General features: G+C 62.7%; 22 protein-coding genes. 13 read left to right on the top strand and 9 right to left on the bottom strand.

Annotation, left to right across the window (positions count from 1 at the left end; all coding sequences use genetic code 11):
* The 5 genes from C8264_RS23030 to flgF all read right to left on the bottom strand — a co-directional run.
* A partial coding sequence (locus C8264_RS23030; RefSeq protein WP_205245759.1) for a helix-turn-helix domain-containing protein occupies positions 1 to 343 on the bottom strand: 343 nt, incomplete at its 3' end.
* A gap of 25 nt (positions 344 to 368) precedes the next feature.
* Positions 369 to 1106 (bottom strand): flagellar basal body L-ring protein FlgH, encoded by a 738-nt coding sequence (gene flgH / locus C8264_RS21465; protein WP_108463026.1) that lies wholly within the window; start codon positions 1104 to 1106, stop codon positions 369 to 371.
* A gap of 18 nt (positions 1107 to 1124) precedes the next feature.
* Positions 1125 to 2069: a flagellar basal body P-ring formation chaperone FlgA gene (gene flgA / locus C8264_RS21470; RefSeq protein ID WP_108463027.1), complete on the bottom strand. Its 945-nt coding sequence runs from the start codon at positions 2067 to 2069 to the stop codon at positions 1125 to 1127.
* A gap of 11 nt (positions 2070 to 2080) precedes the next feature.
* Entirely contained in the window at positions 2081 to 2866 is a 786-nt protein-coding gene (gene flgG, locus C8264_RS21475) for a flagellar basal-body rod protein FlgG (protein ID WP_108463028.1), read from the bottom strand.
* 15 nt (positions 2867 to 2881) lie between these two features.
* Positions 2882 to 3622, bottom strand: a complete 741-nt coding sequence (gene flgF, locus C8264_RS21480) for a flagellar basal-body rod protein FlgF (protein ID WP_342748719.1) — start codon at positions 3620 to 3622, stop codon at positions 2882 to 2884.
* Positions 3623 to 3904: 282 nt separating this feature from the next.
* On the opposite strand from flgF, the gene C8264_RS21485 reads away from it, so the two are divergent.
* The 5 genes from C8264_RS21485 to C8264_RS21505 all read left to right on the top strand — a co-directional run bounded on the left by C8264_RS21485 (position 3905) and on the right by C8264_RS21505 (position 10565).
* On the top strand, positions 3905 to 4402 hold the full coding sequence (locus C8264_RS21485; protein ID WP_108463029.1) for a flagellar basal body-associated FliL family protein: 498 nt from the start codon (positions 3905 to 3907) through the stop codon (positions 4400 to 4402).
* Positions 4402 to 5574: a flagellar motor switch protein FliM gene (gene fliM / locus C8264_RS21490; protein WP_108463030.1), complete on the top strand. Its 1173-nt coding sequence runs from the start codon at positions 4402 to 4404 to the stop codon at positions 5572 to 5574. The genes C8264_RS21485 and fliM overlap by 1 nt, the downstream gene beginning before the upstream one ends.
* A complete protein-coding gene (locus C8264_RS21495) occupies positions 5574 to 6014 on the top strand; it encodes a DUF6468 domain-containing protein (RefSeq protein WP_108463031.1) in 441 nt (146 codons plus the stop codon). Before fliM ends, C8264_RS21495 begins: the two co-directional genes overlap by 1 nt.
* The gene (locus C8264_RS21500; protein ID WP_108463032.1) at positions 6011 to 7036 is read left to right on the top strand and encodes a MotE family protein; all 1026 of its coding nucleotides are present in this window, start codon (positions 6011 to 6013) and stop codon (positions 7034 to 7036) included. Before C8264_RS21495 ends, C8264_RS21500 begins: the two co-directional genes overlap by 4 nt.
* Before the next feature lie 220 nt (positions 7037 to 7256).
* A complete protein-coding gene (locus C8264_RS21505; RefSeq protein ID WP_108463033.1) occupies positions 7257 to 10565 on the top strand; it encodes a hypothetical protein in 3309 nt (1102 codons plus the stop codon).
* Here the strand turns inward: C8264_RS21505 and fliP are convergent, their stop codons facing one another.
* Entirely contained in the window at positions 10566 to 11327 is a 762-nt protein-coding gene (gene fliP / locus C8264_RS21510; protein WP_108463034.1) for a flagellar type III secretion system pore protein FliP, read from the bottom strand.
* Between the two features lie 4 nt (positions 11328 to 11331).
* Positions 11332 to 11976 carry a flagellar biosynthetic protein FliO gene (locus tag C8264_RS21515; protein ID WP_162783837.1) on the bottom strand — a complete coding sequence of 215 codons (645 nt, stop codon included), beginning with the start codon at positions 11974 to 11976 and terminating at the stop codon, positions 11332 to 11334.
* A 172-nt stretch (positions 11977 to 12148) separates the two neighbouring features.
* On the opposite strand from C8264_RS21515, the gene flgB reads away from it, so the two are divergent.
* The 8 genes from flgB (at position 12149) to C8264_RS21555 (ending at position 18816) form a co-directional block, all read left to right on the top strand.
* Positions 12149 to 12556: a flagellar basal body rod protein FlgB gene (flgB, locus tag C8264_RS21520; RefSeq protein WP_108463036.1), complete on the top strand. Its 408-nt coding sequence runs from the start codon at positions 12149 to 12151 to the stop codon at positions 12554 to 12556.
* A gap of 12 nt (positions 12557 to 12568) precedes the next feature.
* Positions 12569 to 12979, top strand: coding sequence for a flagellar basal body rod protein FlgC (gene flgC / locus C8264_RS21525; RefSeq protein ID WP_108463037.1), 411 nt, complete (start codon positions 12569 to 12571; stop codon positions 12977 to 12979).
* 17 nt (positions 12980 to 12996) lie between these two features.
* On the top strand, positions 12997 to 13332 hold the full coding sequence (gene fliE / locus C8264_RS21530) for a flagellar hook-basal body complex protein FliE (RefSeq protein ID WP_108463038.1): 336 nt from the start codon (positions 12997 to 12999) through the stop codon (positions 13330 to 13332).
* Positions 13333 to 13511: 179 nt separating this feature from the next.
* Positions 13512 to 13778, top strand: coding sequence for a flagellar biosynthesis protein FliQ (gene fliQ, locus C8264_RS21535; protein WP_108463039.1), 267 nt, complete (start codon positions 13512 to 13514; stop codon positions 13776 to 13778).
* Positions 13779 to 13780: 2 nt separating this feature from the next.
* Positions 13781 to 14548 (top strand): flagellar biosynthetic protein FliR, encoded by a 768-nt coding sequence (gene fliR, locus C8264_RS21540; RefSeq protein WP_245893434.1) that lies wholly within the window; start codon positions 13781 to 13783, stop codon positions 14546 to 14548.
* A gap of 1 nt (position 14549) precedes the next feature.
* On the top strand, positions 14550 to 15632 hold the full coding sequence (gene flhB, locus C8264_RS21545) for a flagellar biosynthesis protein FlhB (protein WP_108463040.1): 1083 nt from the start codon (positions 14550 to 14552) through the stop codon (positions 15630 to 15632).
* A gap of 218 nt (positions 15633 to 15850) precedes the next feature.
* Positions 15851 to 18424 (top strand): cell cycle histidine kinase CckA, encoded by a 2574-nt coding sequence (gene cckA / locus C8264_RS21550; protein WP_108463041.1) that lies wholly within the window; start codon positions 15851 to 15853, stop codon positions 18422 to 18424.
* Complete coding sequence (locus C8264_RS21555) at positions 18421 to 18816, top strand: DUF2237 family protein (protein WP_108463042.1); 396 nt, start codon at positions 18421 to 18423, stop codon at positions 18814 to 18816. Before cckA ends, C8264_RS21555 begins: the two co-directional genes overlap by 4 nt.
* 2 nt (positions 18817 to 18818) lie before the next feature.
* Here C8264_RS21555 and C8264_RS21560 read toward each other — a convergent pair whose 3' ends face one another.
* Entirely contained in the window at positions 18819 to 19838 is a 1020-nt protein-coding gene (locus C8264_RS21560; RefSeq protein WP_108463043.1) for an aldo/keto reductase, read from the bottom strand.
* Between the two features lie 56 nt (positions 19839 to 19894).
* A complete protein-coding gene (araD1, locus tag C8264_RS21565; protein WP_162783840.1) occupies positions 19895 to 20881 on the bottom strand; it encodes an AraD1 family protein in 987 nt (328 codons plus the stop codon).
* Between the last annotated feature and the right edge of the window lie 280 nt (positions 20882 to 21161).

Raw genomic sequence — 21161 nt, forward strand, 5'->3', positions numbered from 1 at the left:
AATGCCTGGTGGGGCTGCCATTGCGTCCCAACTCACGGCTGATGGTTGAGGCCGAACGCCCCAGCATCTGGCCGATCGCCTGCATCGAGAGCCCCTTGCGCCGCCCAATGTCGATCTCAACCCGCTCCCGCAGGCTCAACTGCTCATACAAAGTTCCCATCGCACCAACACCATAGCAGGTGTTGCACTTGTGGCGTGAGTCGAGGGAACCTCCGTTCACTTGCTTGCCGGCATAAAACGGAGGTCCCCGCTTTCGCGGGGATGACCCGGTGGGAGGGGCCGGAAGCGGTGGGTGGGGCTGCCCGGGCTGGGGGGCGCCGCCGGGGAGAACTTGCCGCACCATTGGGGAAATGTGCGGCAACGAAGCTCTAGAACGGCAGGATGGCGTCCATGACTTGCTGGCCGTAGCGGGGTTGCTGGACTTCGGTGATCTGGCCGCGGCCGCCGTAGGAGATGCGGGCTTCGGCGATCTTGGAGGAGGGGATGGTGTTGTTGGCCTGGATATCGGAGGGGCGGACGATGCCGGCGACGATGAGGTCGCGGACTTCGAAATTGACGCGGACTTCCTGGCGGCCCTCGATGACGAGATTGCCATTGGGCAGGACCTGGGTGACGACGGCGGCGACGGAGGTTTCAAGGCTTTCCGAGCGGTTGACCGAGCCGTTGCCGGCGTTCTGCATGCCGGAGGTGAAGTCGATGGCGGCGGAGGGGTCGATGCTGCCGCCGGAAAGGTTGGTGACGGCGCTGCCGAAGATGCCGCCCATGCCGGCGCTGTTGGAGGCGGTGCGGCCCGATGAGGTGGTGTTGGCCATCTTGGCGCTGTCGTCGATGGTGACCAGAATGGTCAGGATGTCGCCGATGCGGTGGGCGCGCTCGTCCTTGAAGAAACCCTTGGCCGAAGTGCGGTAGAGCGAATTGGGCTGGTAGGTGTCGGCGATGGCGGCGGGCATGGGCATGTTGACGGGCTGGTAACCGGCCGTAGTGGTGGGGTCGGTGATGGGGGTCAGCACCGGGGCCCTGCCGACATTGGCGAGGCGGTCCGTGGTGTTGCAGCCGGCGAGTGCGGCGGCAAGGGTCAGGAGGGTTGCGAGCTTGACGAGGTTCATTGGATTTCTCCTGAGCTTTCAGAGGCCGGCCAGGGCGAGCGGGTCATTGCTGACTTCCACTGCGCCGGCGGCAAGGGCGGTGGCGCTGATGACGCGCCTGGACATGAGATTGAGCACCTGGACGGGGGCGCCGGTGGTGCCGCCGGTGACCGCCTGACCCTTGACGGTCAGGGTCATGGGGCCCTTGCGGAAGTAGATGGTGACCAAATCGTTCTTGGAAATGGTGAGCGGGGTGGCGACGTCGGAGGGCTTGAGCACCATGCCGTCGCGGCTGGGGCGGTTGAGCGCCTTGCCGACGAGGTCTTCGAGGCGGGCAGTTCCGGTGCTTTCGGCAAAACGCAGGGGAATGGGGCGCATGTCGATATCTTCGGCGCCCAGGATGGTGCCGGCGGGAAGGGTGGCCTTGAGGTGGGGGGCATCGATCATCATCTCGATATTGCCGCTGACATCGACGGGTTGGGTAAGGCCGGCAATTGCGAAGCGGGCGGAGAAGCCGCCAGTGCCCGGCAGGTAGCGCATGGAGATGATCGAGGCCGGTTCTGCCACGGCCTCGGCGTTCATGGGGGTAATGGGCGTGGTGAAGATGGTGTTGGCGCTCATGCCCTCGGTGATGATGCCGCGGCTGGCGAGATCCTCGTTGATCAATTCGGTCAGTACGGACTGATCGACGATGGCAGCGGCGCGGCTGACGCGAACGGCGCTCAGCCCGTTGGTGTCGAAAGCCTCGATGCCGACGCGCGCGGTGGCGGAGCGGATGTCGGCCAATTGCACGAGACCGGACGTGCCCGGCAGGGGGGCGCGGAACAGGGGGCTTTCGGCGGCGGTGCCGGCTTGCTCGAACATGTCGCCGACTGTGACGATGCCGGCCGTGACGGTGATGTCGCGCTTGAGAACCGGGGCGGCGAAGCTGGTGCCGACGAGCAGGAGGGTGAGCAGGGCGGCGGTGGCGGAACGCTTGATCATCTGGCCTCTCCTTAGCGCAGCTGGCTCGTGGCCTGCATCATCTCGTCGGCACCGGAGATGACGCGGGCGTTCATCTCGTAGGCGCGCTGGGCGGCGATGAGGTCGGCGATTTCGGTGACCGAATTGACGTTGGCCATTTCGAGGTAGTTCTGCAGCAGGTTGCCGGTGCCATCGGCATTGGGCAGGCCGACCTGGGCGGGGCCGCTCGAAGCGGTTTCGAGGAAAAGGTTGTCGCCCAGCGATTCCAGGCCCGACTTGTTGACGAAGCGGGCGAGCTGGAGCTGGCCGATCTGGGTGGGGACGGTTTCGTTGTCGAGATAGGCCGAAACGGTGCCATCGGGTGAGATGGCGACCGATGTCGCGTTGCCGGGGATGGTGATGCCGGGATCGACCTCGTAACCGGCGGAGGTGACGATGGTGCCTTCGGGGCTGCGCTCGAACGAGCCGTCGCGAGTGTAGCCGGTGCGGCCATCGGGCAGGTTCACCATGAAGAAGCCTTCACCGCGGATGGCGACGTCCATCTCGCGTTCGGTGCCGCTGATGTTGCCCTGGCTCATGATGCGGGGGGTGGACACCGTGCGCACGCCCGAGCCGATCTCGACACCGGAGGGAAGCTGATTGCCCTGCTCGGAGGTCGGCGAGCCGGCGCGGGTGATCTGCTGGTAGAGGAGGTCCTCGAACTCGGCGCGCTGGCGCTTGAAGCCCGTGGTGCGCATGTTGGCGATGTTGTTGGAGATGACTTCGACGTTGCGCTCCTGCGCGCTCATGCCGGTCGATGCGATGTAGAGAGCTTTCATGGCACTGTTCCCGGATTAAGCGTTGGTGTCGCCGAGGCGCTGGATGGCGGAGCGGCGCAGTTCATCCTGCTTGGAGGCAAGATTTGCCGCGCTCTCATAAGCGCGCTGCACGCGGATCATTTCGGCCATCTCGGAGACGCCCGAGACGTTGGATTTTTCGACGAACCCCTGCATGGCGCGGGTGGTTGTGGCCTGGATCGGGGTGCCGCCGGCAAAGAGGTTGCCGCCCTCGCGGGTAAGGCTTTGCGGGTTGTCGAACTCGACAAGGCGCAGGTTGCCCTTGGCGCCGGCACTGGAGCTGATCGAGCCGTCGCTGGCGATATGGATGTCGGTTTCTTCGGGGCCGAACTGGATGGGACCGCCATTGCCGAGGACCGGATTGCCGTTGAGGTCGACCAGCGTGCCATTGGCGCTGAGCTGGAAGGAGCCGGACTTGGTGTAGCGCTCGCCGGCAGGGGTCTGGACGGCGAAGAAGCCGGGGCCATTGAGCCCGATATCGAGCTCGCTGCCGGTCTGCACCATGGCGCCGCCGGAGAGGTCGTGCATGGTCGCCCAGTCCTGCACGAAGGAGAGGGGCTGATCGAGCCGGGGGAAATTCCGATCGCGGGCGACCGGCATGACGTATTCTTCGAACAGGATGTTCTCGGCCTTGAAGCCAGTGGTGTTGATGTTGGCCATGTTGTTGGCCACCACGTCCATCTGACGCTGCAATCCTATCTGCCTGGAGAGGCCGATCAGTTGTGCATTTTCGATCATCGCTGATCCCCGTGTTCGCTTTCCCCGAGACCGTCGCTTCCCCAAGCCTGGGCCTCGCCGTTTACCTTGCAGAAACCATGCCAAGGCTGAAAGTTTAATCAAAACAAGCGGTTGGTGTTCATTGGTGATTTGCCCTGCCGGTTTACCATTGCGCGGCCCGGCAAAAGCTACCCGGCAAAATCTGCCGCTGGACCCTCGATTGTAACCAATCGTTAACCATCAACGGCTTAGCTGGAACACGTGCCGGAATCGTCCGGGAACCACAGATTTTGGCAGGTTCGCATGGCCGTTGAGGCAGATACTTCCGAGAGCGGCGCCAAGAAGGGAATCCCCAAGCTTTTCATCATCATCGGGGCGGCGGCGGTGGTCGTGGTGCTGGGTGGAGCGGGGCTGTTTTTCTTTCTCTCGAAAGGCACTGCGGAGGCTGAGCACGGCGCTACTGTGGGCGAGCATGGCGAGGTATTGCCGGCCGCCCAAACCTTCATTTTCAACCTGCCGCCCATGATCATCAACCTCAACAAGGAGGCTGATGAAGAGGCGGTAATGAAGTTGACGGTGGCGCTGGAAGTGGCCGACGAAGCCATGATGGTGGAAATCCAGCCGAGGCTCGCCAAGGTGGTCGACGCATTTCAGGTGTATCTGCGCGAGTTGCGCAAGTCCGATCTCGAAGGTTCGGCTGGCATCTACCGGCTCAAGGAAGAGCTGCTGCGCCGCGTGAACGTTTCGATCTATCCCTCTCGGGTTGAATCGGTTTTGTTCAAAGAAATCCTGGTGCAGTGATGGCTGGCCCTTCCGACCAGGACAAGCTGAGCGAGGACTGGAACCTCGGCGAGGCTATCGATTCCCTCGCTGCCGAGCAGACCGACGAGGAAAAAGCTGCCGAAGCAGCTGCGGAATGGGCTGCCATGCTGGAAGGTGGCGGCGCCGATGGCGAGAATGGCGCCGACCGCGTGCTCAACCAGGACGAAATCGACAGCCTTCTGGGCTTTGACGCCAGTATTGGCAGCGATGTCGAACTGACGGGCGTGCAGGCGCTGATCAATTCGGCACTGGTGAGCTATGAACGCCTGCCGATGCTGGAGATCGTGTTCGACCGGCTTGTGCGCCTTGCCACCACGTCGCTGCGCAATTTCACTTCGGACAATGTCGAAGTCACCATGGATTCGATTTCCTCGGTGCGCTTCGGGGACTATCTCAATTCCATTCCGCTGCCCGCCATTCTGTCGGTGATCAAGGCCGAAGAGTGGGAGAATTATGGGCTGCTGACGGTCGATTCCAGCCTGATCTATTCCATGATCGACGTGCTGCTGGGCGGGCGCCGCATCGGGGGCAATATCCGCGTCGAAGGGCGGCCTTACACGACCATCGAGATGGCGCTGGCGCGCAAGATGATCGAGATCATTCTCGAGGATACCCATCGCGCGTTCGAGCCGGTTACACAGGTCAATTTCAAGCTTGAGCGGATGGAAACCAATCCACGCTTCGCAGCGATCTCGCGGCCGGCCAATGCGGCGATCCTGATCGAATTGCGCATCGAGATGGATGATCGCGGCGGCAAGATCGAAATCCTGTTGCCCTATGCCACGATCGAGCCCATCCGCGAGCAATTGCTGCAGATGTTCATGGGCGAAAAGTTCGGCCGCGACCCGATCTGGGAAGGGCATCTGGCGACGGAAATCTATTCGGCGGAAGTCGAGATCGAGGCGGTGCTGCATGAGCAGGACCTGCCGCTCTCGCGCATGCTCAAGATGAAGCCGGGTGACACGGTGATGTTCGAGCGGGTGCCTTCGGACCCGGTGCGCCTGCGCTGTGGCGATGTGGACCTGACCGAGGCGATCATGGGCCATATCGGCAATCATGTTTCGGTGCGGGTCGCTCGCCCCCTTAATCCGCCCAAGGTCACGATGGCGGCCTTTGAAGCACTCGACGACGAGAAAATGGAACAACGATGATGTCTGGCTTGCCTCTGGGAGTTGTGGTGGAAGGCGCCGTCGCCATTTTGCTGGCGCTGACGATCGGCTATTGCGTGGTGCTGAACGGCCGGCTCAAGCGGCTGCATGCCGACAAGGACGTGTTGCGGCAGATGGTGGCCGACCTCGTCGGTGCGACCAATCTGGCCAACCAGGCGATCAAGGAACTCAAGCAGACCGCCGTGGAGGCCGATCTGGCGCTCAATGCGCGGCTCGAGGAAGCCGAGCGCTTCGGGATCGAACTGGCCAATCATGTCAATGCAGGCACGGTGTTGATGGACCGGATCGTCAAGATCACCAGCGCTGCCCGCCAGAGCCAGGTCATCGAGCCGGTGGAAACAGCCGCACCCACGACGAACAAGGTGCAGTCGGCGCTTGAGCAGCTTTCGGCGCGTGTTCGCACCCGTGGAGCCGCTGCGTGAGCAAGATCCGCCTGCTACCCGTCGTCGTCGTGGCCATCGCCGCGCTGCTGGTGCTCAAGACCCTCGGGCTTGTGACCAATGGCGGCTATGTGCTGACCGGCGTGAGCGTGGCGCAGGCGGCGGGCGCCGCGCCGGCCGAAGAAGCTTCGGCTGCTGCGGGCGAGCATACTGCCGAGGATACCAGCCCGACGCTGGTGGATTCCAACCCGACTTTGGCCGATCCCAATGCGGCAAGTGCCGGCAGTGGGCATGGTGCGCCTGTTGCTGCCGAGGGTGAACATGCTTCTCCTGAGCAAGGTGAGGCCGCTTCTGTTCTGGGCGGTACATTCTGCATCGAGCCGGACGCCGAGATCGAAGCGGATGGAACTGTTACCCTGAACGACAGGCCCGCCGAAGCAGGCGAGGGTGAAGGCCACGCAACGGTCGGGGACGGCGAGCAGCCTGCGGCTCCGGTGCCGGGAAGTTTTGCGTCGGGGATGACCAATTGCCTGCCGAGTGGCGATGCCATTCCTGTACAGATCGACGGCAGGGGCGGCTCCGTGCCTCTGCTCAACACGGATGGCTCCACGTTGAGCGAGCAACAATTGCTGGAGCATCTGGCTGCGCGCCGTACCGAGCTGGAAAAGTACGAGCAGAATTTGGCGCTGCGCGCCTCGATCGTCGATGCCGCCGAAAAGCGGATCGAAGAGCGGGCTGCGACGCTGGAGGCTCTTGAAGCGCAGATTTCCGCGCTGGTGGATCAGCGGGCCGAAATGGAAAGCGGCCAGTTCGCTGGTATCGTCGCCATGTACGAAACGATGAAGCCCAAGGACGCTGCGCTGATTTTCAACAATCTGGACATGGACGTGCTGCTGCGAGTGGCCAAGACCATGAGCCCGCGCAAGATGGCGCCGATCCTGGCGGTGATGGACACGGCGCGCGCGCAGGAACTGACGGTCAAGATGGCCGCGCTCGCCGACCAACCGGCCACCGAAATGACACCGGACGATCTTGCAGCACTGCCGCAGATCGTGGGGCAGTAGGGCTTGGGCCCGAACGGGCCAGCAGAGGTTCTGCAAATCATCCGTAAGGCTTTCTCTTTTGGGGTAAGGCGACGTTAAGCCAGCCCCGATAGGCTGGGCGCATTGAGTATTGTACCTCGTGCGTCCCGTGGGCCCAGAAATCGGCCGCCAGCGCACGGGAATTGCGTCGGGCGGGCAGAAGCCGGTGAAGACTGCTAAAAAACCTGGCTGGCGGAAAGCCATGCGGGCCCTTGTCGTGGGCGCGGCACTTGCATGGCCGTGCATTGTCACGCCGGCATGGGCGCAAATCAGCGGACAGCTTTACGCAACCAAGGAAGACGGCTATGGCCGCCTGATCCTGAGTTTCCCCGGCCGGGACAGCCTTCCCGAATATTCCATGCGCATGGAAAACGGCGTCCTGTCGCTGGAATTCACCGAAAAGGTATCGGTGTTGCTGCCCGATGTGGGGCTCACCATGCCCGATTATTTCTCGGTGGCACGGGCCGACCCTGACCAGCGCGGCCTGCGCTTCGGGTTGCGTTCGGCCTACTCGTTCAACCGCATCGAAGCCGGCGAGAAGCTGTTTATCGATCTGCTGCCGCCGACATGGCAGGGCATGCCGCCGCCGCTGCCGCAGGACGTGGTGGACGAACTTGCCGAGCGGGCGCGGCTGGCCGCCATTCGTGCGGAGCAGGAGCGCAAGGCGGCGGGAGTTGCGGCGCTCGATCCGCGGCCCAGCGTTCGCATCGGGCGCAATCCGACCTTCCTGCGTGTGCAGTTCGACTGGTCGGTGCCGACCACCGGCAGTTTCTCGCAGATCGAAGACGAGGCCATGCTGGCGTTCGAATGGCCGGTGGAGATCGATCTGCGCCAGTTGATCGCCGATTTGCCGCCCGAGATCCTGGCGGTGGAGCCCGATGTGACGCCGGACGGGGCGGTCGTTGCGCTCAAGCTCGGTCCGAAAGTGACACCGAGATTCTACGAGACCTCGCCGACGCAATATATCCTCGACATCGATATCGCGGGGCAGGGGCGCCCGGCATTTGAAGCGGCGAGCCTGTTGCCGCCTGCTCCGGAGGACAAGGATCATGGCGCGGCGGGCGGGCGTACGCCGCCGCTGGTGGACAAGCTTGCGCCGCAACCGGTTGGGGGAAGCGTCACGCCATTCGTCAACGTGCTCGGCTCCACCGTGCGAGTGGTGTTTCCTTTCGAGCAGGACACGCCGGCCGCCGTGTTCCGGCGCGGCGATACGGTGTGGATGATTTTCGACACGGTCACCGGCATTACCGAGCCGGCGCCGTCCGAACAGTTCGATGCGCTGGCGAGCAATTTCAACGTGGTGGCTGGCGGCGACTCGCAAGTGGTGCAGATCGATCTGTCGCAGGACCGGATGGCAACGCTGGGCTCGGAAGGCATGGCGTGGGTGCTCTCGCTGGGTGACATCATGCTGACGCCGACCGAGCCGATCGAGTTGACGCGCCGGCGCAATATCGAAGGTGAGTTCGAGCTAACGGCCAATGTGCTGCGTCCTGCCCGGACGCATGATTTCCGCGATCCGGTCGTGGGCGACATGCTCAAGGTGGTTACGGCCTATCCACCGGCGCGCGGGGTGACGAGGACGCTCGATTTCGTGGATTTCGCCGCATTGCGCAGCGTACATGGCCTCGTCGTCAAGCCGCAGGTCGGCAGTTTGGACGTCGGGCTGGAGAATGCACTGGCGGTGATTTCAGCGCCGGGCGGGCTGACGGTTTCGGCGCTGGACCAGCCGCGAGGGCTGGGCAGTGGTCTTGCCGAGGCCATGCGCGGCAGTTTCGTGGACCTGGCGCGGCTCGAGCAGCCGGATTTCGGCGCGTTCAACGCACAGCAGAGCCAGATGCTTGCCCTGGCTGCCGCCTCGGAAGGGCCCCAGCGCGATCAGGCGAGGCTGGAGCTGGCGCAGTTTTACCTGGCCAATCAATATGGACTTGAAGCCGCCGGAGTGCTTGAGGTGCTGGCGGCCGATCTCAAGGACGAAAAGCTGGCGCGCAAGGTGCGGCTCGCCACGGCGATGGCCAATACGATTGCCGGGCGCAGCCGGGAAGCCTTGAGCACTCTCTCGGCAGGCGCGATGGGCAACGAGATCGACGCCCTGCTGTGGCGCGCCATGGCACGAGCGGATCTGTCGGACTATAGGGGCGCCAAGGCGGATGCGCTTGCGGCGCTGCCGGTGATCGACAGCTATCCGGGGTGGGTGCGAAGCAAATTCACCTTCGCGGCCATTCGCGCCGCCGTCGAGACCGGTGATGCGGCCATGGCCGAGCAATTGCTCGACGGGATGGACTTTGGCAGCCTCGACGCAAAGGGCGCCAGCCTTTATCTGCTGATGTCCGGCCGTATCTCCGAATTGCGCGGGCGGGCCGACGAAGCAATCGATACCTATGGGCAGGTGATCGCTGCGGATATCCGGCCGACCCGGGCCGAGGCGATCTACCGAACGCTGCGCCTGCTCGACGAGGCTGGTACGCTGAACCTGCAGAAGGCCGCACAGACGCTTGCGGCCGAGGCAATGCTGTGGCGGCGCAATCCGCTGGAAGCGGACATGCTCAAGATGCTGGCGGAGTTCTCCTTCCGCGATGGGGATTATCGGGCAGGGTTCCAGACGGCGCGGCAGGCGGTGGCAACCTATCCCGAAAGTCCGAGCGTCAATGCCCTGCGCGACCAGGCACAGGAGGTGTTCGCCGAACTGTTCCTCAATGGCGCCGCGGATTCAATGGGACCGGTGGATGCGCTGAGCCTCTACTACGACTTCCGCGCGCTGACGCCTCCCGGCGCGCGCGGCGACGAGATGATCCGCAATCTGGCGCGGCGATTGGTGCGGGTGGATCTGCTGGAGCAGGCGGCGAGCCTGCTTGAATATCAGCTGGATAACCGGTTGCGCGGCGTGGCGAGGACCCAAATCGCCGCTGACCTGGCCATCATCTATCTCGCCGACCGCAAGCCACAGGATGCGTTGCGTGTTCTCAACACGACGCGTCTGCCCGAGCTTCCCGAGGCACTTGCGCGGCAGCGGCGCGTGCTGGAAGCCCGCGCGATGATCGATGGCGGGCGCGACCGGCTGGCGTTGGACATGCTGCGCGACATGAACGGCAGCGACGTGACGCAGTTGCGGATCGATGCGCAATGGAAGGCCAAGCGCTATTCGCAGGCTGGCGAAATGATCGAGGCGCAATATGCGGATCTGGGCGGCAAGCCATTGACGCAACAGGGGCGCATGGGGCTCGTCAAGGCGGCCGTAGGCTATGTGCTGGCCGATGACCGGTTCGCGCTGGCGCGGTTGCGCTCCAAGTTCGGGGAAGCCATGGTGACCACCCCGGAGTGGCCGATGTTCGATCTGGTGACGGGCAATATCGAAGTGACCAGCGTCGAGTTCAAGACGGTTGCCGCCCAGATTTCCGGGCTTGAGGGGATCAACGCGTTCCTTGCGGCATATCGGGAAACCTATGCCGGTGAGGGAGCGCTGGCGCCATTGGCTGCGTCGGACGGGCTGGCGGGGTTGGCCAGCGCCGGCTGATCAGCCGGCGCCGGTGGTGCCACTGACGAAGCTTCGGACCAGTGAGCCTGCGACCAGATACCAGCCGTCCACCAGGACGAAAAAGATCAGCTTGAACGGCAGCGAGATCACGACCGGGGGCAGCATCATCATGCCCATGCCCATCAGCACCGACGCCACCACCATGTCGATGACCACGAAGGGCAGGAACAAAAGGAAGCCGATTTCGAAGGCCCGGCGCAGCTCGGAGATCATGAAGGCGGGAATGAGCAATTGCAGCGGGATGGCTTCGGGCTCTTCTGGGGGCACGGCATCGGTCAAATCGTAGAACAGGCTCAAATCCTGTTCGCGCACATTGGCGCGCATGAATTCGTGCAAGGGCGCACTGCCCAGCTCGAACGCTTCGGCAATCTCGATATCGCCGGCGAGGAGGGGAGCAATACCCTGGTCATAGCTTTGCTGCAGCGTGGGCTGCATGACGAAGATGGTGAGGAACAAGGCCAGCGACACCATGACTGAATTGGGTGGCGCGGTTTGCAGGCCGATGGCCGTGCGCAGTAGGGACAGCACCACCACGATGCGGGTGAAGCTGGTGACCATGACGAGGATCGAGGGCGCCAGCGACAGCAGGGTGATGAGCCCGATGATCTGGACGGCGCGCTCGGTGATGGTGGTGTCGTCGCCGAAATCGATCGACACATCCTGGCCGAAAGCCAGGGTCGGCAGCAGAGCAAAAAACAGAACCAGAAGCGCGCCCAGAGGCGCAAAGCGGCGCAGCGGCAATCGCTTAGTTCCGGTTAGCCCCGCCAGTGCCCTCAAAATCCGTGCCTTCGATGTCGCGCCGCGCTCCGTCCTCTTTAGCTGAGTCGTGCTCGCCGGCACCCTGCGTCACCGAGTTTTCAGTTGAAACAATCGGATCCACGGCGCTGACCGGCCGTAGCAGGCCGGTGTGGCGTAGCGATAGATGGGTCTTCTTGTCGGTCGGCTGACCCATTTCGCGCAATTGGTCGGCCACTGTTGCTGGCCCGGGGGTGAGGGGCTTTGCCTGCGGAACAACGGGCGTAGGCGCGGTGGGCCGGGATGCTGCGGGCTTGCGGACCATCGGCACGGGGCGGCGGGTAGATTGTGTTGCCGGCTCGTCGGTCACGGGGATGCCGGTTTCGACCACCACGTCCTGCGGTCCGCCGACCAGGATGAGATGCTCGACATTGTCGCGCCGGACGATCAGCAGATGCCGCTTGGGATCGAGCGCCAGGCTATCGACGACATTGAGACGCCGGTTGCGGCCGCGACCGACATTGCCGGATGCGTTGAACAGCATCTTGAGCAGCCACAGACCGAGCACGATCAGCAGAATCACGATGCCAAGGGCAAAAAGTGCGGTCAGCCAGCTATTGCCGGACCCACCAAAAAGGCTCGTGATGAACTGCATAGTCACTCCAGTTAGCTCCCGCCCGGGATGGGGCGGCATATGTTGCCTACTTAGCCGCGCAAATGTGCAGAATGCGAGGCCGAAACTGCCCTAAGGGCCGTGGGTTAACACTTGATTAACCATGAACCGGCAAGATTTGCCCATCGAGCGAGACTCGCGGGGACCTTGGGCCATGGCCTTTCTCAACATGCCGGTGTTTTCGGCTCTGACCGACAAGATGCGCTGGCATCAGACACGTCAAGGCCTGCTGGCGGAAAACGTGGCCAATGCGGAGACCCCCGGTTATCGCGGACGCGATCTGGCTCAGTATGATTTTGCCGACAGCAACAATGCTTTTTCAGCAGCGTCGGTGACCACCACCGCGACCCAGCCCAACCATTTCTCGGTTTCGGGCAGCGCGAACTCGGCCTTTGGTGCGCAGCGTATGGCCAATTTCGAGATTACGCCGGAAGGTAATGGCGTGACGCTGGAAGACGAGATGATGAAGGTCACCACCAACATGATGGACTACCAGGCTGCGACCGGCCTCTACACTAAATCCATCAAGATCCTCAAAACCGCGCTTGGCCGCCAGGCTTAGGAGTAGGCTCGCATGGATTTCAATTCATCGCTCCGGATCGCTGCCACGGGCCTGCATGCGCAGACCGCGCGGATGCGCGTGATCGCGGAGAACCTGGCCAACACCGATTCTGCCGGCAAGGCGCCGGGCGAGGAGCCATATCGGCGGCGGGTGCCGACGTTCGAGACCAGCTTCGACGCCGAAGTGGGCGGGCAGATCGTCGAGGTGGGCAAGCTCGCCTATGACATGAGCGACTTTTCCTCGCGCTACGAGCCAGGCCATCCGGCGGCCGACGAGCGGGGCTATGTGCAATATCCCAACGTCAATCCGCTGATCGAATCGATGGATATGCGCGAGGCCCAGCGCACCTACGAGGCCAATCTCAACGTCGTCACCGTTACGCGGCAGATGCTCGGGCGCACGCTCGACATCCTGCGCGGCTGATCGGGCAGGGGTCAATCATGGCAATCACCACTCCATTCAACGCCGCCGCCGCTGCCTATGGCAATGCCAGCCGGCTGGTCAACCAGGCCGCTAAGCCCAGCACCGACCTGACCGCTCTTGCGGCGCCCAGCGGGGGCAACAGCTTTGCCGACATGCTGGCGCAACAGGTGCAGGGCGTGGTGGACAACGGCAAGGTGTCGGACGCCATGGCGATCGACATGGTCAACGGCAAGGCCAATGTGGTCGATATGGTCACGGCGTTGAGTGAGACGGAAATCGCCATCGAGAGCATGGTGACCGTGCGGGACCGGGTGATTTCGGCCTATGAAGAAATCATGCGGATGCCCATTTAGCTGAGGCTGGCCTGCAAATGGCGGTCTTCTGCGCTTCCGGTGCTCACGTACTGGAAGTACGCTCCGCTCCGGTTCTCGAAAACCACCATTTTCGACTCAGCCTGAGCTAAATGGGATCGTCCGGCGGGCTGCGTTAGGATTATCTTAACCGTGCGCGATTCGGGCGCAGCGAGAGCAACATGACCGGCGCCGAGGTTCTTGATATTGCCAGCGATGGCATCTGGACGCTGATCATCGTGTCGGCGCCGATGATGCTTGTCGGACTGGTGGTGGGTGTCGTTATCGCGCTGTTCCAGGCGCTGACGCAGATCCAGGAACAGACGCTGGTGTTCGTGCCCAAGATCATCGCGATCTTTCTTACCATGCTGCTGACGCTGCCGTTCCTCGGGGCGACTATGGGTGGCTACATGAACCGGGTGGTCGACATGATCATCGTCGGTGGCTAGCGGTGACTATCGGGCTCGACTGGCTGCCCAATACGGCCTTTGTCTTTCTGCTGCTGTTTACCCGTATCGGCGCGATCCTGATGCTGATGCCGGCGCTTGGCGAGGACATGATCCCGGCCCGCATGCGCCTGAGCTTTGCCCTGGCGTTCACGCTGGTGGTCTATCCGCTGCTGTCGCCCAACCTGCCGACCATGACGGATGATGTCATGGCTGTTGTCGGGCTGATCTTTCATGAACTGGCGGTGGGGCTTATCCTGGGTGCCATTGCCCGGCTGACCGTTTCAGCGGCGCAGGTCGCCGGTTCGATCATTGCCTTCCAGGTGGGGTTGTCGATGGCGATGGCCGCGGACCCGACGCAGACCGGCATTCAGGGCGCGATTTTTGGCAGCTTCCTGAGCTTTCTGGGCATGGTGCTGATCTTTGCGACCGACCTGCATCATCTGGCTTTGGCGGCGACCTTCGACAGCTACATGGTGTTTCCGCTCGACGCACCGCTGATGTTCGATGACGCCGCGCAACTGGCCATCCGAACCGTTGCCAGCGCGTTTTCGATCGGCATTCAGATGGCGGCGCCGTTCATTGTCTTTGGGCTGGTGTTCAATTTGGGGGCGGGCATTCTGGCGCGGCTGATGCCGGCCTTGCAGGTGTTCTTCCTGCTCATGCCGGCAAATATCTTTGTCGGCCTGGCCCTCTTCGGGCTGCTGCTGAGCATGATGATGGGCTGGTATCTGACCGCGTTCGAGAACCATCTGACGATGTGGAGGGGCTAGATTGTCAGACGAAGCCCCCGAGAACGACGCAAAAACAGAAGACCCCTCCCAAAAGAAGCTCGAGGACGCCTTCAAGAAGGGCGATGTGGTCAAGAGCCAGGAGGTTGTCACCTGGTTCATGCTGCTGGGTTCGGCGGTGGTGTTTGCCTCGATGGGGCCCGTGGCGGCCCAAGGCCTGATGGTGGCGCTCAAGGACATCATGGCCAATGCGGACCAGGTGGAACTGGGCGGGGCGGGCTTCGCGGCGTTCTTCAACGGATTGGCGCTGACCATGCTGGGCACGGTGATGCTGCCGCTGGTGGTGCTGTCGGCCTGCGCCATAGTGGCCAATCTGATCCAGCACCGGCCCCTGATTTCGGCCGAGCCGATTACGCCGAAATTTTCCAAGATCTCGCCGCTGGCCGGCTTCAAGCGGCTGTTCTCGACAGATTCACTGGTGAACTTCGGCAAGGGGCTGCTCAAGATCACGGTAGTGGCGACGGTGCTGTTTTTAGTCGTCTGGCCGGAGCGCGACCGGCTCGACACCATGATGACCGCCGATCCGCTCATCATCCTCGCCGATTTCCAGGAAATCGGCATGAAGATTTTTATCGCGACGCTCGCCATCGTAACGGTGATCGCACTGGCCGATTATCTCTACACCCGCCAGAAATGGTGGAAGCGGCTGATGATGACGGTGCAGGAAACGCGCGACGAATATAAGCAGATGGAGGGTGACCCGCATGTGAAGGGGCGCATCCGCCAATTGCGGCAGGAACGCTCGCGCAAGCGCATGATGGCCGCCGTGCCGGACGCGACGGTGGTGATTACCAACCCGACCCACTTCGCGGTGGCGCTCAAATACGACAAGAACATGGGCGCGCCGCAATGCGTGGCCAAGGGCGCCGACGCGGTGGCGTTCCGCATCCGTGAACTGGCCAAGGAACATGACGTGCCGATCGTGGAGAATCCGCCGCTGGCGCGTGCGCTGTTTGCCAGCGTGGATGTGGATGAGACGATCCCGACGGAGCACTTCAAGGCGGTGGCGGAAGTGATCGGCTTCGTGATGCGGCTCAAAAAGGGCGCAGGGTGGAAGGCGCGGTAAGCGATTTCAGAGCCCTCGTGGTTCGACAAGCTCACCATGAGGATTCCTGGGCATCCAGTACACTTGAACTCACGTTATCCAGCTTACGGGCCCCGAGTCGGGCAATTCGGTGCATGTTGAAAACACCGATCACCCTCCCCTCGCGTTAGGGCTTTTGATAGACCTTCGTGCAGGCCCTGATTCGGCCCGACTCATTTGGCTAGGGAGCAGATCGACTCATGGCATCGACGCCACTCGGCGAGGACAACTATCCCGACCCATTGCTTTCCGCCGGTCGCGGGAGCGCGGGGCTGTGGCGCGTGGTCGTGCTTGGCCTGGTGCTGGTGGGCCTTGCCGTGGTGTTCTCGGTGTTCGGCAGCCAGATATCGCAGGATCTGGTGCTGACCTTTGTCGGCGTGCTGGCCGTCGTCGGCGTGTTCTGCCTGTTCGGGCTGGCGGCGGGCCTGTTTCGCTTCGCCAATGGCGAAGAGCGGCGGACGATCTCCAATGCCGTGGTGGACAGCCTGCCTTTTGGGGCGGTGGTGTCCGACCGCGATGGCAGGATTTCTTACGTCAATTCGCACTATGGCAGCTTTGCAGGCGCGGTGACCAATGGTGTGCCCGTTGGGGTGCCGCGGCTCTTTGCCGGCCAGGCCGATGCCAGCGAAGCCATCTATCGGCTGTCGCGCGCTGCCAAGGACGGCCGGGCTGCGGTCGAGGACGTGCGCATTGTCGGCGGCCTGGGCGGCTCGGCTGCCGATAGCAACAAGGCGTTCTGGTATCGCGTGGGCGTCCGGCCGCTGCCTGAATCCGACGAAGCCAAGAAACCGCTGGTGATCTGGTCGGTCGAGGACATCACTCGCGACCGGGACAATAATGAAAGCGCGTTCCGCGACCTGCAGCGCGCCATCGATTATCTCGATCATTCCCCGGCCGGCTTCTTCTCCGCCGATGCGCATGGGCGCATTCAGTATCTCAACTCGACGCTGACCGATTGGCTCGGCTACGATCTGGCTGAGTTCAATTCGGGCCATCTGGGGCTTTCAGACATTGTCCGTGGCGATGGCGCGACGCTGCTGATGCGCGGCCGACGCGACGGCGAAATTCATACCGAGATCATCGACATCGACCTGGTGCGGCGCAACGGCACCAGCCTGCCGGTGCGGCTGCTGCATCGTGCGGCACGGCTGGCTGATGGCGAACTGGGCGAGACGCGCACGCTGGTGCTCGACAAATCCAATGCGCCGGATACCGAGGAAGAGCTGCGGGCGGCCGAAGTTCGGTTCTCGCGTTTCTTCAACGATACGCCGTTTGCGATCGCGACGCTCGACGGCGAAGGCCGGATTATCCGCACCAATGCGCCGTTCGGGCGCATCTTCCGTTGGTCGGGCGAGGAAAAAAGCCTCGAAATGCAGCCGCTGAGCGAGCTCATTGGTGAGGGTAGCCGCGACAAGTTTGCGCGTGGTCTGGCGGATGCGGCGGCCCATCGCTCCGAGATCGAACCGGTGGATGCGCTGCTGAGCGCCGAGGGCGATCATGCAGTGCGGCTCTATCTGTCGGCTTCGGAAATGAGCGCCGGCTCGCCCGAGCAGGTCAATGTTTACGCGTTGGATATGACTGACCAGCGCAAGCTGGAGGCGCAGTTTGCGCAGAGCCAGAAGATGCAGGCCGTGGGCCAGCTTGCCGGTGGCGTGGCGCACGATTTCAACAATCTGCTGACCGCCATTATCGGCTTTTCGGACCTGCTGCTGCTCAAGCACAAGCCGGGCGATCCTTCGTTTGGCGAACTGATGCAGATCAAGCAGAACGCCAACCGCGCGGCCGGCTTGACGCGCCAATTGCTGGCCTTCTCGCGCCGCCAGACGCTGCGCCCGCAGGTGCTGGAACTGCCGCTGATCGTGGATGATTTGACGGTGCTGCTCAAGCGCATGATTGGCGAGAAGAATACGCTGACCGTGGAGCACGGCCGCAATATATGGCCGGTGCGCGCGGATGTGGTGCAGCTCGAGCAGGTCATCATCAACCTTGTGGTCAATGCCCGCGATGCCATGCCCAATGGCGGCGCCATCACCCTTCGCACGTCCAATGTGGCGCAGGCGGAAGCGGAGGGCATGAGCTTTGAAGGCATGGTGCCCGCCGACTATGTGCTGATCGAGGTGCAGGACACCGGCACCGGCATGAGCCAGGACGTGCTTGAGAAGATTTTCGAGCCATTCTTCACTACCAAGGAGCTTGGCAAGGGGACGGGGCTGGGCCTGTCGACGGTTTATGGCATCGTCAAGCAGACCGAGGGCTATATCTATCCGGTTTCGGCGGTGGGTATCGGTACGACGTTCAAGATATTCCTGCCACGCCACGTGGTGAGCGCGGCGGAGGCAGCCGGCAAGGCTGCTGCGGCCGCTGCACCGGTCAAGGACCTGACCGGGCACGAACGCATTCTTTTGGTGGAAGACGAGGAAAGCGTGCGCGCATTCTCGGCTCGCGCATTGCGCGCCACGGGCTACGAAGTGTTCGAAGCCGATGGCGGCGAAGAAGCGCTGGAGGTGCTGGAAGACCTCGACTTCAAGATCGACCTGATGATCTCGGATGTGGTGATGCCGGAAATGGACGGGCCCAGCCTGCTCAAGCACGTGCGCGAGACCATGCCCAATCTCAAGGTGATCTTTGTGTCGGGGTATGCCGAGGAGAGCGTGCGCCGGGATATCGAGGACGACCAGAGCGTCGAATTCCTGCCCAAGCCATATTCGCTCGACCAGATCAATTCCAAGGTCAAGGAAGTGCTGCAGAAGCTGGACAAGGGCGAGGTGCATTGAACGAACACGGGCGCTTCGAAGGACCGAGCGAGTTCAATGTGCTCGGTGAGCCGCTGCAGCCCTGTTCAAGTGATCCGCTGACCGGGTTCTTCCGCACGGGCTACTGCGCGGCGGGACCGGACAATGCTGCCGTGCACCTGATCTGTATCGAAGCGACGGACGCGTTCCTGCGCTATTCGAAATCGGCGGGCAATGATCTCTCCACGCCCATGCCGCAGTTCGGGTTCAAGGGACTGATCGTCGGCGATCGCTGGTGCCTTGTGGCGCAGCGCTGGTGGCAGGCGCAAGAAGCGGGCGAAGCGCCGCGCGTCCTTCTGCGCGCCACCAACCAGAAAGTGTTGGGGTTTATTCCCATCGAGATTCTCAAGTCGTACGCGCTTGACCTGAACTGATTTCAGGCGAAGCCGCCGGGGATGGGCGTGCCGGGCGCCAGCAGACCCTGGTCGGCGAGGGTGCTCCATAACTCGTCCGGAATGTTGGTGAACCACCAGTCAAGAATGCCGTCCACCTCCTGCGGCGAGCGGGCACCGGGTAGCACGTTGCACACGGCGGGGTGCGCAAGCGGGAAGCGCAATGCGGCGGCAGGCAAGGGGACTGAGAAGTCGCGGCAGACCGCCTCCAGTGCGCGAACCTTGGCCACAATCTCTTCGGGAGCCTTGTCGTAGTTGAATGTCGACCCTCCGGCGAGAATACCGGAATTGAACGGCCCGCCGATAACAACCGACGCGCCGCGCTGCAGGCAGGTGGCGAGGAACGGGTCCAGCGACGTCTGTTCGAGCAGGGTGTAGCGCCCGGCCAACAGGAACACGTCCCAATCGCCCAGGGCGAACGCGTCCATCAGCACCTGCCACTCGTTGACGCCTAGGCCGATGGCCTTGACTGCGCCGCTATCCCGCAGCTCACGAAGGGCCTTATAGCCGCCTGCAACAAGCTGCTCCCACAGCGGCTTGTTGCCCTCGGTGCCGTGGGTGGCGGCGCCTATATCGTGCACATAAAGAATGTCGATGCTGCTCAGGCCAAGGCGCTGCTGGCTATCCTCGAACGAGCGCATCACGCCGTCATAGGAATAGTCATATGTGGGGGCGAAGGGCAGCGGGTTGATGAACTCGGTCTTGTTTTCCAGCGGGCCGCGCGCGGCCTTGAACAGCCGGCCGACCTTGGTCGATAGCACCGCGCCTTCGCGACGCTCGCGCAGGACGTCGCCGACAAGATGCTCGGAGCGGCCAGCGCCGTAGTGGGGGGCGGTATCGATGTAGGTGATGCCACTATCGAGGGCATGGGACACGGTGGCGCGGGCTTGTTCCGCGCTGACCGGACGAAAGCTTCCGGCCAGCGTCGCGCCGCCCAGGCCGAGCGTGGTCACCTCGAGCTTAGTCTGCCCGACGCGGCGTTTCTCGAATGTGCGAGCCATCATGCTGTTCCTCCCCCAAGCGCGGGGGAGGCTGACATGTTAGTGGCCGGCCTTCAAGATCAATAGAGATTACCGACGATTACGGGGCGCTCCTGGTCAACCCGGATGGGGTTGCGCAAGGCGCTGCCGAACTGCTTTTCCTCGATCTCGAAGACATCGTTGGGCTGGGTCGAAATTCCATCCGCAAAGCTGAGCGTCGCCGTGCCGAAGCAGTGGACGTGGATGTCGCCCGGAGTGCGGAACAGATCATACTTGAAGTGGTGATATTCCAGATTGGCGATGGTGTGGCTCATATTGTCCTCGCCGCTGAGGAACGGCTTTTCCCACAGCACCTGGCCATCGCGATAGATGCGGGACATGCCCTCGATATGCCGCGGCAGATCGCCAACGCGCAGTTCGGGACCGAACGAGCAGGCGCGCAGCTTGGAATGGGCGAGATAGAGATAGTTGACGCGCTCGGTCACGTGATCGGAAAATTCGTTGGCGAGGGCAAAGCCGAGGCGGCGCGGCTGACCGTTGCGGTCGATCACGTAGATGCCGGCGATTTCGGGCTCTTCGCCAGCGTCGAGGGCGAAGCCCGGTGAGGGAATGGGGTGGCCGGGATTGACCACGGTGTAGCCGTTGCCCTTGTAGAACCACTCGGGCTGCACGCCCTTGATGCCATCGGCCGGCTTGCCGCCCTCAAGGCCCATGCGGAACATCTTCATCGAATCGGTGAGATTGTCCGCAGTCTTGGTGCCGTTGGACTTGTGCATGGCATCGCGCGTGGCGGCGGAGCCCAGATGGGTGAGGCCGGTGCCTGTGACATAGAGATGGGCCGGATCGGGATGATCGATGGGCGAGAGCATGCGGCCTTCGGCCAGAATCACATCGCGGTCGACGGTTTCCCCGAGGCCCTGAGCCTCGATCAGTGCAGCAAGGCCGCCATTGTTATTGAGCGCGGCGTTGGCAAGCTCATAGACGCTGGTGGCGCCATTGACCATGCGGGCGACGCCGTCATTGACGGAGGCGACGGCGCGACCGCCATTGGAATCGAAAAACTGGATGAGATTCACGGCAAGGCTCCTCCGCCGGCTGCCCCGAGGGGCTTGATTGCCGCGCATAAAACGCAACAAGGCGCCTTGAAGCAAGTACAAAAATCATACTTTTGAGCAGGCGCGACGCTGCAGCAGTGATTCTGTCGCGCAACAGGCTCACTGGTCATGTTTGTTCTCATTTTGTGCTTGACTGGACCGGAACAAAATGAGAACAACGTGCATACATTCAAAGCATGACCACGAGCGGTGCCGGCGCGTTGCGTGAGGCTCCAGAGCGTGGAATAAGGAG

Source organism: Devosia naphthalenivorans, assembly GCF_003056355.1.
Taxonomy (GTDB): domain Bacteria; phylum Pseudomonadota; class Alphaproteobacteria; order Rhizobiales; family Devosiaceae; genus Devosia; species Devosia naphthalenivorans.

Excerpts from the sequence above, each read along its gene's own strand:
- flgH (WP_108463026.1), bottom strand. The coding sequence starts at position 1,106 with ATGAACCTCGTCAAGCTCGCAACCCTCCTGACCCTTGCCGCCGCACTC.
- flgA (WP_108463027.1), bottom strand. The coding sequence starts at position 2,069 with ATGATCAAGCGTTCCGCCACCGCCGCCCTGCTCACCCTCCTGCTCGTC.
- flgG (WP_108463028.1), bottom strand. The coding sequence starts at position 2,866 with ATGAAAGCTCTCTACATCGCATCGACCGGCATGAGCGCGCAGGAGCGC.
- flgF (WP_342748719.1), bottom strand. The coding sequence starts at position 3,622 with ATGATCGAAAATGCACAACTGATCGGCCTCTCCAGGCAGATAGGATTG.
- C8264_RS21485 (WP_108463029.1), top strand. The coding sequence starts at position 3,905 with ATGGCCGTTGAGGCAGATACTTCCGAGAGCGGCGCCAAGAAGGGAATC.
- fliM (WP_108463030.1), top strand. The coding sequence starts at position 4,402 with ATGGCTGGCCCTTCCGACCAGGACAAGCTGAGCGAGGACTGGAACCTC.
- C8264_RS21495 (WP_108463031.1), top strand. The coding sequence starts at position 5,574 with ATGTCTGGCTTGCCTCTGGGAGTTGTGGTGGAAGGCGCCGTCGCCATT.
- C8264_RS21505 (WP_108463033.1), top strand. The coding sequence starts at position 7,257 with ATGCGGGCCCTTGTCGTGGGCGCGGCACTTGCATGGCCGTGCATTGTC.
- C8264_RS21515 (WP_162783837.1), bottom strand. The coding sequence starts at position 11,976 with ATGCAGTTCATCACGAGCCTTTTTGGTGGGTCCGGCAATAGCTGGCTG.
- flgB (WP_108463036.1), top strand. The coding sequence starts at position 12,149 with ATGGCCTTTCTCAACATGCCGGTGTTTTCGGCTCTGACCGACAAGATG.
- flgC (WP_108463037.1), top strand. The coding sequence starts at position 12,569 with ATGGATTTCAATTCATCGCTCCGGATCGCTGCCACGGGCCTGCATGCG.
- fliE (WP_108463038.1), top strand. The coding sequence starts at position 12,997 with ATGGCAATCACCACTCCATTCAACGCCGCCGCCGCTGCCTATGGCAAT.
- fliQ (WP_108463039.1), top strand. The coding sequence starts at position 13,512 with ATGACCGGCGCCGAGGTTCTTGATATTGCCAGCGATGGCATCTGGACG.
- cckA (WP_108463041.1), top strand. The coding sequence starts at position 15,851 with ATGGCATCGACGCCACTCGGCGAGGACAACTATCCCGACCCATTGCTT.
- C8264_RS21560 (WP_108463043.1), bottom strand. The coding sequence starts at position 19,838 with ATGATGGCTCGCACATTCGAGAAACGCCGCGTCGGGCAGACTAAGCTC.